This window comes from Thauera carbonicopians (assembly GCF_025699485.1).
Taxonomy (GTDB): domain Bacteria; phylum Pseudomonadota; class Gammaproteobacteria; order Burkholderiales; family Rhodocyclaceae; genus Thauera.
The window spans coordinates 145,786-160,764 of sequence record NZ_JANUXN010000009.1; the positions used below are offsets into that span (position 1 = coordinate 145,786).

Sequence of the window (14,979 nt, forward strand, 5' to 3'; positions counted from 1 at the left end):
GCCGCGGCGAGCGGTATTCGTGGATAATGCGCGGCTTCCCAGCCGGGATGGCGGAATCGGTAGACGCAGCGGATTCAAAATCCGCCGCCGCAAGGTGTGTGGGTTCGAGTCCCACTCCCGGCACCACATGAAATCAATGGGTTACGTAAGCATGGAGTGGCGGAGGCCCGCCATTTTAGGGTTTTTGCTGCAATTTTGCAGCATCAGGCCCGTTCATCCCCTCTCCGCTTGCCTATCCCAGGAGCCTGGGCTTCGACGGCCCCGCTCAGGCATTGGTGGCGCATCAGCCTCCATGGACGGCCTTCGAGCCACGATGTGAGGGGGCTGGATGGAGCCGGGCATGCGTCCCTCCTTCCCTCCATGCCTGCCGCATCCTGCGCAGATTCAGTGCCATGCCGCGCCCGGCCTGCTCGCCCCATTGCCGCAGCGCCACCACGACGGGGAACGCCGATGCGCGCGGCGGCGGCTGCGTGAAAGATTCGTCGAGCATGGACCGTCGCCAGTCCAGAGAAAAACGCTGAGCTCCGGCCGATGGATTCCCTTGGCCATCCTGGAGTGCTGCCTTGTCGCCCTTGCGGTTGCGCCGGTTTCTCAGCATCCATGCGGCATGCAACCCTGTCCGTGGTGCGTGCCGCAAAGAGCGGTTTCCCTGGCGATTGCCATTGCTGCCGTCTTCGCTGCTTCCTGGCTGAAGGTGCAAGTCTTCTACGCGTCCGGCAAGGTGCGCCGTCAGGCACCATTCTGGTGATCCGGGCACTGTTGCAGTGCATCATTCGTGGATACCGCATTCCGTTTCCCCGGAAACAGGCGAGTTTCGCCCTGTTTTCGTGCTGGCACGAAATCTGCTGTGTGCTCATTGCTCGCCGCAACGGTGCTGCGAGCAAGAACCTCCGCCAATGAGGGTGGACGTTGGTAGTCATGGCCCTGTCTCGGTCCATGTCGGCCACTGAATCCATCTGATTTCGAACCGCGTTCCGCGGAGGTCTTCATGCTTGCGCCGGGCCAGGCCCGCTGCGCCGGTATCGGCAGCCTCTCGGGGCCCGAATGAGTGATACCAGCATGAAGATCGTTCTCGTCGGCCACGGCATGGTCGGCCACAAGTTCCTCGAAGCGCTCCGGCAGTTGCAGTTTCCGGCGGCCGACGTCACCGTGTTGTGCGAGGAGCCGCGTACGGCCTACGACCGCGTGCATCTGTCGGAATTCTTCGCCGGCAAGACGGCGGAAGACCTGTCGCTGGTCGAGCCGGGTTTTTTTGCCGATACCGGTTTCGACCTGCGTTTGAACAACCGCGTGGCTGCCATCGACCGCCGCGCGAAGACGGTGACGACGCAGGACGGCGTCACCCTGTCCTACGACAAGCTGGTGCTGGCCACCGGGTCCTATCCCTTCGTGCCGCCGGTCAAGGGTAGCGACCGTGGGCAATGTTTCGTCTATCGCACGATCGAGGACCTCGAGGCGATGAAGGAGGCCAGCGCGATCTCGCGCAAGGGCGTCGTGGTGGGCGGTGGGCTGCTTGGCCTGGAGTGTGCCAAGGCCTTGCGCGACCTCGGCCTGGAGACCCATGTGGTCGAGTTTGCGCCGCGACTGATGGCGGTGCAGGTCGACGACGATGGCGGGCGCATCCTGCGCAGCAAGATCGAGGCGCTGGGCGTGCAGGTGCATACCGAGCGCAACACTCTGGAGATCACCGACGGCCGCCAGGCCCGCCACCGGATGGTGTTCGCCGATGGCAGCCATCTGGAAACCGACATGATCGTGTTCTCCGCCGGCATTCGCCCGCGCGACGAACTGGCGCGCCAGAATGCGCTCGCGGTCGGCGCCCGCGGCGGCATCGCGATCGACGACCAGTGTCGCACCAGCGATCCGGACATCTACGCCATCGGCGAATGCGCGGCCTGGCGCGACCAGACTTTCGGCCTGGTCGCGCCAGGCTACGAGATGGCGCGTATTGCCGCGCGCCAGCTTGCGGGCGAGGCCGGGGTGGTTTTCGCCGGCGCCGACATGAGCACCAAGCTCAAGCTGATGGGTGTCGATGTGGCCAGCATCGGCGACGCCCACGGCCGGACGCCGGGCTGTCGCAGCTTCCGTTATACCGACGAATGCAAGCAGATCTACAAGAAGATCGTCGTCAGCGCCGACGGCAAGCACCTGCTCGGCGCAGTGCTGGTGGGCAATGCCGACGAATATGGCACCCTGCTGCAGATGGCCCTGAACGGCATCGCGCTGCCGGAGGCTCCGGAGTTCCTGATCCTGCCGGCAGGTGACGGCAAGGCCCGGCCCGGCCTCGGTGCGCATGAGCTGCCCGACAGTGCGCAGATCTGCTCGTGCAACAACGTCAGCAAGGGGCAGATCTGCACCGCGGTGGCCGAGGGCGCAACCAGCATCGGCGAGATCAAGGCCTGCACCAAGGCCGGCGCCACCTGCGGCGGCTGCGTGCCGCTGGTGACGCAGATCATGAAGGCCGAAATGGCCAAGCTCGGCATGGCGGTAACCGACCACCTGTGCGAGCATTTCCCTCATTCGCGCCAGGAGCTGTATCACCTGGTGCGCGTCGGCGGGATCCGCAGCTTCGATGAACTGCTCGCCCGCCACGGCCGCGGTCTGGGCTGCGACATCTGCAAGCCGACCGCGGCCTCGATCTTCGCCTCGTGCTGGAACGACTTCGTGCTCAAGGGCGAGCTTGCCAGCCTGCAGGACAGCAACGACTACTTCCTCGGCAACATCCAGAAGGACGGCAGCTACTCGGTGGTGCCGCGCATGCCCGGTGGCGAGGTGACGCCCGACGGCTTGATCGCAGTCGCCCAGGTGGCGAAGAAGTACGGCCTCTACACCAAGATCACCGGTGGCCAGCGGGTGGACCTGTTCGGCGCCCGTGTCGAGCAGTTGCCGCTGATCTGGGAAGAGCTGATCGCCGCCGGCTTCGAATCCGGCCATGCCTACGGCAAGTCGCTGCGCACGGTGAAGAGCTGTGTCGGCTCGACCTGGTGCCGCTACGGCGTGCAGGACTCGGTGGGCTTGGCGGTCGAACTGGAGAACCGCTACAAGGGCCTGCGCGCACCGCACAAGATCAAGTTCGGCGTCTCCGGCTGCACCCGCGAATGCGCAGAGGCGCAGGGCAAGGACGTCGGCATCATTGCCACCGAGCGCGGCTGGAACCTCTACGTCTGCGGCAACGGCGGCATGAAGCCGCGCCACGCCGAGCTGATCGCCAGCGATCTCGACAAGGCAGCCCTGGTGCGTCTGATCGACCGCTTCCTGATGTTCTACGTGCGCACCGCCGACCGCCTGCAGCGCACCAGCACCTGGCGCGACAACCTCGAAGGCGGGCTGGATTACCTGAAGGCGGTGCTGATCGACGATTCGCTGGGCATCGGCGACGAACTCGAGCGCCAGATGCAGCACGTGGTCGATACCTACCAGTGCGAGTGGAAGACCGCGGTCACCGACCCCGGCGTGCGCAGGCGCTTCCGTAGTTTCGTGAACGACCCGCAGCCCGACGCGCGCATCGTCTTCGTCGAGGAGCGCGGCCAGATCCGGCCCGCCCGCACCGACGAGCGCGACCCGGCGCTGGTGGCAACTCCCGAACTGAGCACCTGAATCCACCGAGGACCACCCCATGAGTACCAAGAAACCGCGCTGGACCGCCGTCTGCAAAATCGGCGACATCTTGCCCGGCACCGGCGTCTGCGCGCTGGTGGAGGACTGCCACGTTGCCGTCTTCCGCCTGGGCGAGGACGGCTTCTACGCCATCGACAACATCGACCCCCGCTCCGGCGCCAGCGTGCTGTCGCGCGGACTGGTCGGCAATCTCGGCGAGCATCTCGTCGTCGCTTCGCCGCTGTACAAGAACCATTTCGATCTGCGCACCGGAGCCTGCCTCGAGATGCCGGAGCATTCGGTGCGTGCGCACCGGGTGCAGGTGCGCGGTGAAGCGGTCTTCGTTTCCCTTTCCCCCCTTTCCTGATCCAAGGCCATTTTCCGAGAGGTCCCCCATGGCATACCTGGCTCCTGCCGAATTCGTCACCAAGATGATCGACGCCGGCGAATCCAAGCTCCTGATGTCCACCCGCGACACCCTGATCCGTGCCTACATGGCCGGTGCCATCCTGGCGCTGGCTGCAGCCTTCGCCGTGTCGGTGACGGTCAACACCGGCAACCCGCTGCTTGGTGCGCTGCTCTTCCCGGTCGGTTTCTGCATGCTCTACCTGCTCGGCTTCGACCTGCTCACTGGCGTGTTCACGCTGGCTCCGCTGGCGGTCTTCGACCGCCGGCCCGGCGCCACCTGGGGCGGAGTGATGCGCAACTGGTCGCTGGTGTTCGTCGGCAACTTCGCCGGTGCGATCACGGTGGCGGTGTTCATGGCCATCATCTTTACTAACGGCTTCACCGAGGCGCCCAATGCCATCGGCCAGAAGATCGGCCACATCGGTGAAGGCCGCACCATCGGCTACGCCGAGCACGGCGCGGCCGGCATGCTGACCCTGTTCGTGCGGGCGGTGATGTGCAACTGGATGGTGTCGACCGGTGTGGTCGCGGCGATGATGTCCACCAGCGTGTCGGGCAAGGTGATTGCGATGTGGATGCCGATCCTGGTGTTCTTCTACATGGGTTTCGAGCACAGCATCGTGAACATGTACCTGTTCCCCTCCGGCCTGATGCTCGGCGGCCAGTTCACCTTCATGGATTACATGTTGTGGAACGAGATCCCGACGGTGCTGGGAAATCTGGTTGGTGGTCTCACCTTCGTCGGCGCCACGTTGTACTCCACACATTACAAGACCGCGCCCAAGCGCAAGATTGCCTGAGCGCTGCCGGCTCCCGATGCGCAAGCCGCCACGCGTATCCGTCGGCCAGCATTCGCTGGCCGGCGCCCATCCGACCAACCAGGATTTCCACGGCGCCATGCTGCCGGGCGGAAACCTGCTGGCCACCAAGGGCATCGTGCTGGCACTGGCCGACGGCATCAGCTCGAGCCGCGTCAGCCATCTGGCTAGCCAGACCGCAGTCCACTCCTTTCTGGAGGACTACTACGCCACTTCCGAAGCCTGGACGGTGCGCCGCGCGGCTCAGTGTGTGCTGGGCGCGACCAACGCCTGGCTGCATGGCCAGACGCAGCGCGGCGAGGGCTGTTTCGACAAGGACCGCGGCCATGTGTGCACCTTCAGCGCGCTGGTGCTGAAAGGGCGTGATCTGCACCTGCTGCACGTCGGCGACTCGCGTATCTACCGGCTGCATCCGCAGTCGCTGGAGCAATTGACGGAGGACCACCGGATCCGCCATTCGTCGGTCGAGAGCTATCTCGCCCGCGCGCTCGGCACCAGCTCGCACGTCGAGATCGACTACGCTTGCTGGGAGGCCGAGCGTGGAGAAATCTATGTGCTGGCGACGGACGGGGCCTATGAATACCTCGACGCCACACTCGTCCATTGCGGTATCGCCCGCCATCCCGACGATCTCGATGCAGCGGCCGCGTGGCTGGTGGCGCAGGCGCGCGCGGCCGGCAGCGAGGACGACGCCACGCTGCAATTGCTGCGGATCGACGAACTGCCACAGGACGAAGCGCCAAAGGCACAGCTGCGGCGGGAAGGGCTGGCCCTGCCGTCGGTGCTGACGCCGCGCACGGTGTTCGAAGGCTTCACCATCGTGCGCGAGTTGCAGGTGAGCGCGCGCAGCCACGTCTTCCTCGCGGTGGATGAGGACAGCGGCCGGCAACTGGTGCTGAAGACGCCATCGGTCGATCTGCGCGGGGATGCGGACTATCTCGACAGTTTCGTGCTGGAGGAGTGGGTGGCGCGGCGCGTCGATAGTCCGCACGTCATCAAGGCCTGGCCGGGCGAGCGCCGGCGTGCTCATCTCTACGTGGCGATGGAGTACATCGAGGGGCAGACGCTGGCGCAATGGATGATCGACCATCCGAAGCCGCCGCTCGACGTCGTGCGCGGTATCGTCGGGCAACTGGCGCAGGGCCTGCAGGCATTGCACGGCCGCGACATGCTGCATCGCGATCTGCGCCCCGAGAACGTGATGATCGACCGCAACGGTACGGTCAAGCTGATCGACCTGGCGAACGTGCATGTCGCCGGACTGGCCGAGGGGTGGCGCGAGCCGGCGCATGCCATCCCGCCCGGCACCCTGCAGTACATGGCGCCGGAATGCCTGCTCGGCCAGGCGGCCGGCGTGGAGGCGGATCTGTTCTCGCTGGCCGCCATCTCCTACCAGATGCTCTGTGGCCAGCTACCTTACGGCCTGAGCGCAGCGCGCGTACGGACGCAGCATGATCTGCGCAAGCTGCGCTACGTGCCGCTGCGCCACTTCCGGCCCGAATTGCCGCCGTGGCTGGATGCGGTGCTCGGCAAGGCGCTGCATCCGGTGCCGACGAAGCGGCAGCAAGTGATTTCGGAGTTCGTGCACGACCTGAGCGCGCCAGGTGCGAGTTTCCTGCGATCACGGCGGACGCCGTTGGCGGAGCGCGATCCGGTGCTGTTCTGGAAGTGCCTGTCGATCGTGCTGGCGTTGCTCGTGGTGGCGCTCGTGTTCTGCATCGACGCGGGGCGGCATTGAGCCGGCGGATGGATGAGGGTTTCTGTCCGCGCGGCTTACGCCGGCTGCTGGCCTTCGTTCGCCGCGGCGCTGATCGCGCGTACCGCAGGATGGGTCAGCCGGCGCTCCACCGAGATGGCGTAATAGGTTTCGACGACGCCGTCGGCCGTGCCCAGATGAACCATCGCATCCTGGCGGCAGAGCTGTTCGCCGACCGCCAGGGCGCTGGGGAAGATGCCGGCACCGGCTTCGGCGAAGGCGCGCATCAGCGCGCTGTCGTCGAACTCGCCGACGATGTGTGGCTTCAGCCCGGCGGTGTCGAGCCAGCGCAGCAGCGGGCCGCGCACCGCGGCTTCGCTGCCCGGCAGCAGCAGCGGCGCGCCGTTCAGGCTGTGCGGAAAGTCGCTGTTCAGGGCCTCGGCCAGGCTGGGAGCGGCGAAGAAGCCGATGGTCGATTCGCTCAGCTTGTGGCTGTAGCCGCGCACGTCCGTGTTCGGCGGCATCGGGCCGTCGGCGAGTACGACGTCGAGTTTGTGGATCGCCAGTTCTCCGAGCAGGGCGTCGAACTTGCCTTCGCGGCAGACGATGCGCATCGGCTCGGCCAGTGTCATCGACGGCGCCAGCAGCAGCCAGGCGATCGTCTTCGGCACCACGTCGGCGACGCCGACGCGAAAGGGAACCGCAGGGCCGCTGGCGCGGCTGCGGATCGCTTCTTCCAGTTCGTCGCCAAGACGGAAAATTTCTTCGGCATAATCGAGGGCGACGCGCCCGGTGTCGGTCAGTGCCAGCCCGCGCCCCTGGCGCTTGAACAGGCTGACGCCGAGTTCGGCTTCGAGCGTGGCGATCTGGCCCGACAAGGTTTGTGGCGCAAGTCCGGAACGTTCTGCTCCACGCACGATCCCACCTGCTCGGGCGACGGTCCAGAAGTGATGCAGCTGCTTGTAGTTGATCATGGCCGGCTCCCGGGTATCGTGAATACTTCGAAAAAATCGGATGCATATTCTGTTGAACCGAGATTCTATCGAAGCGTCTGAGGTTTAGTATCCGGCAGGCGTGCAGCCTGGCGGTGATGCGCAACTACCAATAAGGAGACTCGAGATGCGAATCGACCTGCATTGTGAGGGCGTCGAAGCCGCGCCCGTCCTGCGTGATTACGTGACCCGCCGGATGGGCTTCGCAATCGGACGTTTTCGTGACCACATCCAGTGGGCGCGCGTGAAAGTGGCCGACGTCAATGGCCCGCGCGGCGGCCAGGACAAGCGTTGCGTGGTACAACTGCGCCTGCGCAACCTGCCCGACGTGGTGTTCGCCATCACGCAGCTCGACGTTCGCGCTGCGATCGACCAGGCTGCCGAACGTGTCGCGCGTGTGCTTGCCCAGCGCGTGCGCCGTGTCCAGCGACCGAACCGGGCCCGCATCGCGTCGATGCAGGCGCAGCCGGCCTGACGTCAGAGCGCTGACGCCGGGGCAATCCGATACATCCAAAACAAAACCCACTGACCGGAGGAAGCAAGACCATGGAAAACCGCCTTTCGACGACGACCCGCTCCGAAGCATCGGTGCTGTCGACCAACAAGGTCATCCGCAACACCTACATGCTGCTGTCGCTGACGCTGGCCTTCTCCGCACTGACGGCCGGGCTGTCGATGGCGATGGGGCTGCCGCACCCGGGGCTGATCATCACCCTGGTCGGCTATTTCGGCCTGCTGTTCCTGACGACGAAGTTCCGCAACAGCGGCCTGGGCATCCTGTTCGTGTTCGCGCTGACGGGCTTCATGGGCTTCACGCTCGGCCCGATCATCTCGGCCTACATGTCGCTGCCCAACGGTGATTCCATCGTGATGCAGGCGATGGCCGGCACTGCGGCGATCTTCCTCGGCCTGTCGGCCTACGCGGTGACCACCAGGAAGGACTTCTCCTTCATGGGCGGCTTCCTGATGGTCGGCATCCTGGTGGCCTTCCTGGCCGGCCTGGGCGCGATCTTCTTCGAGATCCCGGCGCTGTCGCTGACCGTTTCCGCCGCTTTCGTGCTGCTGATGTCGGGCCTGATCCTTTACGAGACCAGCAACATCATCCATGGCGGCGAGACCAACTACGTGATGGCGACGGTGACGCTGTTCGTGTCGATCTTCAACCTCTTCACCAGCCTGCTGCACCTGCTGGGCTTCATGAACAACGACTGACCGCCGGCACTGCCGGTGCCGTGTGCGGGGTGGTTGCCGGAAGGCGGCCACCCCGCTTGTTTTAGGCGTTCAGGCCGGCTTCCCGGGCATGTTCGCCCGAATGTGATGGGCACGGACCGGTCCGTGTGGCGCTACAATGGCGCACATTTCTCAGTGGGAACGGTTGGATGAAGACCACTTTTCTGGATTTCGAACAGGCGGTTGCCGAACTGGAAGCGAAGATCGACCAGTTGCGTTTCGTGGCGGACGACCCCGCCGTGGACATCTCCGAGGAGATCGCCCGCCTCGAAGCCAAGAGCCAGTCGCTGACCAAGGACATCTACGCCAAGCTGACGCCGTGGCAGATCGCGCAGGTCGCGCGCCACCCGCAGCGGCCTTACACGCTCGACTACGCCCGGCACATCTTCACCGACTTCGAGGAGCTGCACGGCGACCGCGCATATGCCGACGACAAGGCCATCGTCGGCGGCCTGGCGCGTTTCAACGGCGAGAGCTGCGTCGTCATCGGCCACCAGAAGGGCCGCGACACCAAGGAAAAGATCGCGCGCAACTTCGGCATGCCGCGGCCCGAGGGCTATCGCAAGGCGATGCGGCTGATGAAGCTGGCCGAGAAGTTCGGCCTGCCGGTGTTTACCTTCGTCGATACGCCGGGCGCCTATCCCGGCATCGGCGCCGAGGAGCGCGGCCAGTCCGAAGCGATCGGCCACAGCCTCTACCTGATGGCCGAACTGCGCGTGCCCATCATCGCCACCATCATCGGCGAAGGCGGCTCCGGCGGTGCGCTGGCGATCGCGGTCGGCGACCAGGTGCTGATGCTGCAATACTCCACTTATTCGGTGATCTCGCCCGAAGGCTGCGCGTCGATCCTGTGGAAGAGTGCCGACAAGGCGGCCGAGGCGGCCGAGACCATGGGCATCACCGCGGCGCGGCTGAAGTCGCTCGGCCTGGTCGACAGGGTCGTCAATGAGCCGATTGGCGGTGCCCATCGCGATCACCGCGCGATGGCGGCGTCGCTGAAGCTGGCGCTGGCCGAATCGCTGCGCCAGCTGGAGCATCTGTCGCCTTCCGAACTCGTGGCGCAACGCTACGAGAAGCTGATGAGCTACGGCCGCTTCAAGGAACAGGCGGCCTGAAGCCATGTTGCCGGAGGCCGCTTCCCGCAGCTTGAAGGCGGCGGGAGTCGGCCCGGGCGCGCGCCTGTGCTGCGCGCTGTCGGGCGGCGTCGATTCGGTCGTGCTGCTCCATGTCCTGCATGACCTGGCGCCGCGCCTGGGGTTTTCCCTTCAGGCCGCCCACGTCCATCATGGCCTCAGCCCGAACGCGGATGCGTGGGCCGAAGCCTGCGGGCGGCTCTGTGCGCAGTTGCAGGTTCCCTTCTCCTTGTTCCGCGTGACCGTGCCGCGCGACGATGCCGCCGGGCTCGAAGCCGCCGCCCGCCGCGAGCGCCATGCGGCGCTCGATGGCGTCGATTGCGACTGGCTGGTGCTGGGCCACCATCTCGACGACCAGGCCGAAACCTTGCTGTTCCGGCTGCTGCGGGGCAGCGGCGTGCGCGGTGCGGCGGCGATGGCGGCATGCGAGCCGCCGCAGGCCGGCCGGCCGGGGCGGCTGCGGCTGCTGCTCGATTGCCGCCGCGCCGGGATCGAAGCCTGGGCGCGCCGCCACGGGCTGTGCTGGGTCGAGGACGAAAGCAACGCGGTGCTGGATTACCGCCGCAATCATCTGCGCCATCGCGTGCTGCCGGTGATCGGCGAGCGCTTTCCGGCGGCAGCTGTGACCTTGGCACGGGCGGCAGGGCATTTCCGCGAAGCGAGCGATCTGCTCGACGAGCTCGCCGAACTGGATCATGCCGCCTGCGGCAGGCAGGCGCTGAAGCGCGAGCGCCTGCTGGCCTTGCCCGACGCCCGCATCGCCAATCTGCTGCGCTGGCTGGCGCGGCGGCAGGGCTTCCGCGCGCCCGGTCGGGTTCGGCTGGGCGAGGCGCTGCGCCAGATGCGTGCGGTGCCGGCTTCCCGTCCATTGCGCCTCGAACTGGGCGATCTGGCCTGCTGCATCTACCGGGGTGAACTGTGGCTGGAGGCGAGCCTCGTCGAAGACCCGCAGCCGCAGCCCTGGCAGGGCGGGGCACGTCTGCCGTGGGGGGCGGGCAGCGTCGATTTCCGTCCCACCGTCGGTGCAGGCATCGCCCGTGCCGCAATCGACGGCCTGGCGCCGGTGGTGCTGGATGCGTATCGGCCCGGCCTGAAAATGCGCCTGGGCGTGGGGCGGCCGCGGCGCAGCTTCAGGAAGCTGTGCCAGGAAGCGGGGGTTGCGGCCTGGATGCGCGAACGCCTGCCCGTGCTGTGGATCGGCGGCGAAGCGGCCTGGATCGGCGGCATCGGCGTCGCCGCGGATTTCGCCTGCGAGGCCGGCGGCGCCGGCCTGGTGCCGGAGTGGAGGCCGGGGGGGGAGGAAAGCCGGTGACGACCGGCCCGCAGCAGCTTCAGCCGCGCAGGTCGGTCAGGATCTGCGCCAGTTCCACCGCCGAGCGAACGGCCATCTTGTCGAAGATGCGGGAGCGGTGCGCTTCGACGGTGCGCATCGAGATCGACAGCTCGTCGGCGATGACCTTGTTGTATTTGCCTTCCAGGATCAGCTCCATGACTTCGCGTTCGCGCTGCGTCAGCGTCGCCAGCCGGGCTTCGATCGCCTCGCGGTTGGCCGCGGCGCGCTGGCGTTCGGCATCGAGCGCGAGCGCCTTTTCCACCAGTTCGACCAGGTCGTGGTCGTTGAAGGGCTTCTCGATGAAATGGAACGCGCCCTTCTTCAGCGCCGCCACCGCCATCGGCACGTCGCCGTGGCCGGTGATGAAGATCACCGGCAGGCGGCAGCCGCGCGCCAGCAGGGCGTCGAAGCATTCGAGCCCGCTCATGCCCGCCATGCGGATGTCGAGGACGATGCAGCCCTGCCATTCCGCCTGCCAGGCGGCGAGGAACTGTTCGCCGCCTTCCCAGGCCCGGCAGGCGACGTTGCGCGTCTTGAACAGCCACTGAAGGGCGTCGCGGATGGCGTCGTCGTCGTCGATGATGTGCGCGAAAGCCGGGTTCATGCGTTTTCCACGGGAAGCGTCAGGGTGAAGATGGTACCGCTGCCGGGCTTCGTGTCGAAAGTGAGGCGGCCGCGGTGGAGTTCGGCGATCGAGCGGCAGATGTTGAGCCCCATGCCCATGCCTTCGCTCTTGGTGGTGAAGAAGGGTTCGAACAGGCGGGCGGCAGTGTCGGCGGGGATGCCGCAGCCGTGGTCGGTGACGCGGACCGCGACCGATCGGCCTTCGAGCCGGGTGGTGACGAGAATCTTCCGCTTGGCGGCCGGGGTGTCGCGCATTGCGTCCATGCCGTTGCGCACCAGATTGACGATGATCTGCTCGATCATCACCGCGTCGGCCGTGACCTGGGGAAGGTCCGGGGCCAGATCGAGGATGAGCTGCATCCGCCGCTTGCGGACATCCGCTTCGGTCAGGCCGGCGGCATCGCGCACGACGGCATTGAGATCGAGCGGGTCGAGCCGCGGCTCCGAGCGGCGCACGAAGTCGTGCACCCGGCGGATGATCTCGCCGGCGCGGCGGGCCTGGCGCCCGATCTTGCGCTGGATGTCGAGTAGCTCGTCGCGGTCGGTGTCGGTCGTCTGCAGGTGGTTCAGGCAGCCGTCGGCATAGCTTGCGATGGCGGTGAGGGGCTGGTTGAGTTCATGCGCGAGGGTGGAGGCCATCTCGCCCATCGTGACCAGGCGTGAGGTGGCCTGCAGCCGCTCGTTCTGCTGGCGTGCCAGTTCCTGGGCCTGTTTCTGTTCGGTGATGTCGAGCACCGATCCCATCCAGCCGGTGTGGCGGCCGGCGGCATCGATCAGCGGCGCTTCGAACAGCAGCACGTCGACCATCTCGCCATTCTTGCGGCGGAAGCGCAGTTCGATGCCTTCGGGCGTCGAGCCGGTGTCTTCCAGGCGGTCGAGCAATTGCTGGCGCTGTTCGGTGTGGTTCGGCAGCCAGTAGGGCAGCGGGGGTTCGAGGCCGACCAGTTCGTCGGCGCTGTAGCCGGTCATGCGGCAGAAGGCGGAGTTCACGTAAGTGAGGCGGCCGTCGAGGTCGCGGGCCCGCATGCCGGTCAGCATCGAATCCTCCATCGCCTTGCGGAAGGCCGATTCGGCGCGCAGCGCGATCTCGGCCTGCTGGCGGCGGGCGAGCTGGCGCCTGAGCTGGGCCACGCTCCAGACGATGACGCCGCCGAGGAGCACGATCGAAGCAGCCAGCAGCACCGGGATCCAGCGCGTCTCGGGCCGGTACGCGGTGATCTGCAGGCTCAGGCCGTGGCCGGGCGGCTCGAAGGGAATCTGGTAGTCGAGCTGCGACGACAGCGGCGCGACCTTCGATTTGGCGGCGATCTCACGCCCGTCGCCATCGAGTACCGCGACCCGGTAGCGCGTGGAGAACCACCAGGGCAGATCGCGGACGACGATGTCGTTCAGCGAATAAACGCCGGTCACCAGGCCTTTCAGCGCGTTGTCGGACCAGACCGGGATGTGCACTTCGAAGCGATGCTTGCCGTTGCTGCCCGGATAGGGCGGGCCGTAAGTGGGGCGGCCGATGTTGCGTGCGAGCTCGAAGGGCGTGTCGGCGAGGGAAAGCTCGGCCGCCTCGTCCGGATTCGGGGCGGGGAGCGGCGGCATGGCACCGACCAGCGTGCCGTCCGGTGCGCGCCAGAGGATGCGCACCAGCCCCCGCCCCTGGGTCAGCAGGTGTGCCAGCCGGGCTTCGGTCTGTTGGTGCCGCTGGGAGACGAACAGATCCGGGCCGAGCTGCTGGAGATCCGCTTCGTTGCGGTCAAGCTCGAAACGGAGATTCTGCTCCATCCACAGTACGTCGCTGATCAGTGTCGATCGTTGCTCGTCGGCGTCGTACTGGCGTGTCAGCCACACGAGTGCGGCGATCGCTGCCAGGAACAGCGGCAGGGCGAAGTAGGAGACCCGGCCTACCCAGCGGGCGCGTCCGGCCGTGGCGGGGGGGAGAGTGTCGTCGGCGTGGGTCATGAGGCCTGGGTCATGGGGTCTGTGTGCGGATGGTACCCGGCTGGAACTGCGGATTTCCACAATAGAACCTGTTGGCAGGTACAAAGGATACTGATGGGGCTGTGCAGAAAAACTTATCGGTGCAGTCAACCACGTTGGGCACCATCGTCCGGCGGGGGAATGCAAACGTCAATATGAACGCTGTTCATTCGGAGGAGAGAAAACCATGAAGATCCGTGCACTTCTGGTGGGTTTGGTCGCTGTCGGCCTGTCGGCTGCCGCTGTCGCTGCAGACCCGATCGTCATCAAGTTCAGCCACGTCGTCGCGCAGGACACGCCCAAGGGCAAGGCTGCCGAAAAGTTCAAGGAACTGGCCGAGAAATACACCAGCGGTGCGGTCAAGGTCGAGGTGTACCCGAACAGCACGCTGTACAAGGACAAGGAAGAAATGGAAGCGCTGCAGCTGGGCGCGGTGCAGATGCTGGCGCCGTCGCTGGCCAAGTTCGGCCCACTGGGCGTGCGCGAGTTCGAAGCCTTCGACCTGCCCTACATCTTCGATGGCTACGATGCCCTGCACAAGGTCACCAAGGGTCCGGTCGGCCAGCAACTGCTGGACAAGCTGGAGCCGCGCGGCATCAAGGGCCTGGCCTACTGGGACAACGGCTTCAAGTCCTTCTCGGCCAACACCCCGATCGCCAAGCCGGAAGATCTGCGCGGCAAGAAGATGCGCATCCAGTCGTCCAAGGTGCTCGAGGAGCAGATGCGCCAGATCAGGGCGCTGCCGCAGGTGATGGCCTTCTCGGAAACCTACCAGGCCTTGCAGACCGGCGTGGTGGACGGCACCGAGAATCCGCACTCCAACCTGTACACGCAGAAGATGCATGAAGTGCAGAAACACCTGGCGCTGACCGACCACGGCTATCTGGGCTATGCGGTGATCACCAACAAGAAGTTCTGGGACGGTCTGCCCGCCGAGGTGCGCAGCCAGCTCGACAAGGCGATGGACGAGGCCACCGACTACGCCAACCGGATCGCCAAGGAAGAGAACGACAAGTCGCTGGAAGCGGTGCGGGCCGCGGGCAAGACCGAGATCCGCGAGCTGAGCGACGAAGAGCGTGCGGCCTTCATCAAGGCGCTGGTGCCGGTGCACAAGAAGATGGAATCGCGCGTGGGCGCGGCGACGATCAAGTCGATCTACGACGCCACCGGCTTCGAT

13 protein-coding genes and 1 tRNA gene are annotated in these 14,979 nt (G+C 66.1%); 11 read left to right on the forward strand and 3 right to left on the reverse strand.

Annotated features, from left to right (window positions below):
• The first annotated feature begins 41 nt into the window (after window positions 1-41).
• From NX068_RS13260 to NX068_RS13285, 6 genes are all read left to right on the forward strand, one after another.
• Window positions 42-126: transfer RNA gene (locus NX068_RS13260), tRNA-Leu, on the forward strand.
• Window positions 127-340: 214 nt separating this feature from the next.
• Window positions 341-748: a disulfide bond formation protein B gene (locus tag NX068_RS13265; protein WP_263461733.1), complete on the forward strand. Its 408-nt coding sequence runs from the start codon at window positions 341-343 to the stop codon at window positions 746-748.
• 311 nt (window positions 749-1,059) lie between these two features.
• The gene (gene nirB / locus NX068_RS13270; RefSeq protein ID WP_263461734.1) at window positions 1,060-3,597 is read left to right on the forward strand and encodes a nitrite reductase large subunit NirB; all 2,538 of its coding nucleotides are present in this window, start codon (window positions 1,060-1,062) and stop codon (window positions 3,595-3,597) included.
• Between the two features lie 19 nt (window positions 3,598-3,616).
• Window positions 3,617-3,964, forward strand: coding sequence for a nitrite reductase small subunit NirD (gene nirD, locus NX068_RS13275; RefSeq protein ID WP_263461735.1), 348 nt, complete (start codon window positions 3,617-3,619; stop codon window positions 3,962-3,964).
• Between the two features lie 28 nt (window positions 3,965-3,992).
• The gene (locus tag NX068_RS13280; protein ID WP_263461736.1) at window positions 3,993-4,805 is read left to right on the forward strand and encodes a formate/nitrite transporter family protein; all 813 of its coding nucleotides are present in this window, start codon (window positions 3,993-3,995) and stop codon (window positions 4,803-4,805) included.
• A 16-nt stretch (window positions 4,806-4,821) separates the two neighbouring features.
• On the forward strand, window positions 4,822-6,561 hold the full coding sequence (locus tag NX068_RS13285; protein WP_263461737.1) for a bifunctional protein-serine/threonine kinase/phosphatase: 1,740 nt from the start codon (window positions 4,822-4,824) through the stop codon (window positions 6,559-6,561).
• 35 nt (window positions 6,562-6,596) lie between these two features.
• On the opposite strand, the gene NX068_RS13290 is transcribed toward NX068_RS13285, so the two are convergent.
• The gene (locus NX068_RS13290) at window positions 6,597-7,493 is read right to left on the reverse strand and encodes a LysR family transcriptional regulator (protein ID WP_263461738.1); all 897 of its coding nucleotides are present in this window, start codon (window positions 7,491-7,493) and stop codon (window positions 6,597-6,599) included.
• A gap of 145 nt (window positions 7,494-7,638) precedes the next feature.
• On the opposite strand from NX068_RS13290, the gene NX068_RS13295 reads away from it, so the two are divergent.
• The 4 genes from NX068_RS13295 (at window position 7,639) to tilS (ending at window position 11,186) form a co-directional block, all read left to right on the forward strand.
• A complete protein-coding gene (locus NX068_RS13295) occupies window positions 7,639-7,986 on the forward strand; it encodes an HPF/RaiA family ribosome-associated protein (protein WP_263461739.1) in 348 nt (115 codons plus the stop codon).
• A gap of 71 nt (window positions 7,987-8,057) precedes the next feature.
• Entirely contained in the window at window positions 8,058-8,723 is a 666-nt protein-coding gene (locus NX068_RS13300) for a Bax inhibitor-1/YccA family protein (protein ID WP_263461740.1), read from the forward strand.
• Window positions 8,724-8,890: 167 nt separating this feature from the next.
• Complete coding sequence (locus tag NX068_RS13305) at window positions 8,891-9,856, forward strand: acetyl-CoA carboxylase carboxyltransferase subunit alpha (RefSeq protein ID WP_263461741.1); 966 nt, start codon at window positions 8,891-8,893, stop codon at window positions 9,854-9,856.
• A gap of 4 nt (window positions 9,857-9,860) precedes the next feature.
• A complete protein-coding gene (tilS, locus tag NX068_RS13310; RefSeq protein ID WP_263461742.1) occupies window positions 9,861-11,186 on the forward strand; it encodes a tRNA lysidine(34) synthetase TilS in 1,326 nt (441 codons plus the stop codon).
• Window positions 11,187-11,205: 19 nt separating this feature from the next.
• On the opposite strand, the gene NX068_RS13315 is transcribed toward tilS, so the two are convergent.
• On the reverse strand, window positions 11,206-11,811 hold the full coding sequence (locus NX068_RS13315) for a response regulator transcription factor (RefSeq protein WP_263461743.1): 606 nt from the start codon (window positions 11,809-11,811) through the stop codon (window positions 11,206-11,208).
• Window positions 11,808-13,784 (reverse strand): sensor histidine kinase, encoded by a 1,977-nt coding sequence (locus tag NX068_RS13320; RefSeq protein WP_263461744.1) that lies wholly within the window; start codon window positions 13,782-13,784, stop codon window positions 11,808-11,810. Before NX068_RS13320 ends, NX068_RS13315 begins: the two co-directional genes overlap by 4 nt.
• A gap of 205 nt (window positions 13,785-13,989) precedes the next feature.
• Between NX068_RS13320 and NX068_RS13325 the strand changes: the two genes are divergently transcribed.
• Window positions 13,990-14,979 (forward strand): TRAP transporter substrate-binding protein (locus NX068_RS13325; RefSeq protein WP_263461745.1); only part of this gene is annotated, 990 nt, incomplete at its 3' end.

Coding starts and splice junctions, on each gene's coding strand:
- NX068_RS13265 (WP_263461733.1), top strand. CDS start 341: ATGCGTCCCTCCTTCCCTCCATGCCTGCCGCATCCTGCGCAGATTCAG.
- nirB (WP_263461734.1), top strand. CDS start 1,060: ATGAAGATCGTTCTCGTCGGCCACGGCATGGTCGGCCACAAGTTCCTC.
- nirD (WP_263461735.1), top strand. CDS start 3,617: ATGAGTACCAAGAAACCGCGCTGGACCGCCGTCTGCAAAATCGGCGAC.
- NX068_RS13280 (WP_263461736.1), top strand. CDS start 3,993: ATGGCATACCTGGCTCCTGCCGAATTCGTCACCAAGATGATCGACGCC.
- NX068_RS13285 (WP_263461737.1), top strand. CDS start 4,822: ATGCGCAAGCCGCCACGCGTATCCGTCGGCCAGCATTCGCTGGCCGGC.
- NX068_RS13290 (WP_263461738.1), bottom strand. CDS start 7,493: ATGATCAACTACAAGCAGCTGCATCACTTCTGGACCGTCGCCCGAGCA.
- NX068_RS13295 (WP_263461739.1), top strand. CDS start 7,639: ATGCGAATCGACCTGCATTGTGAGGGCGTCGAAGCCGCGCCCGTCCTG.
- NX068_RS13300 (WP_263461740.1), top strand. CDS start 8,058: ATGGAAAACCGCCTTTCGACGACGACCCGCTCCGAAGCATCGGTGCTG.
- NX068_RS13305 (WP_263461741.1), top strand. CDS start 8,891: ATGAAGACCACTTTTCTGGATTTCGAACAGGCGGTTGCCGAACTGGAA.
- tilS (WP_263461742.1), top strand. CDS start 9,861: ATGTTGCCGGAGGCCGCTTCCCGCAGCTTGAAGGCGGCGGGAGTCGGC.
- NX068_RS13315 (WP_263461743.1), bottom strand. CDS start 11,811: ATGAACCCGGCTTTCGCGCACATCATCGACGACGACGACGCCATCCGC.
- NX068_RS13320 (WP_263461744.1), bottom strand. CDS start 13,784: ATGACCCACGCCGACGACACTCTCCCCCCCGCCACGGCCGGACGCGCC.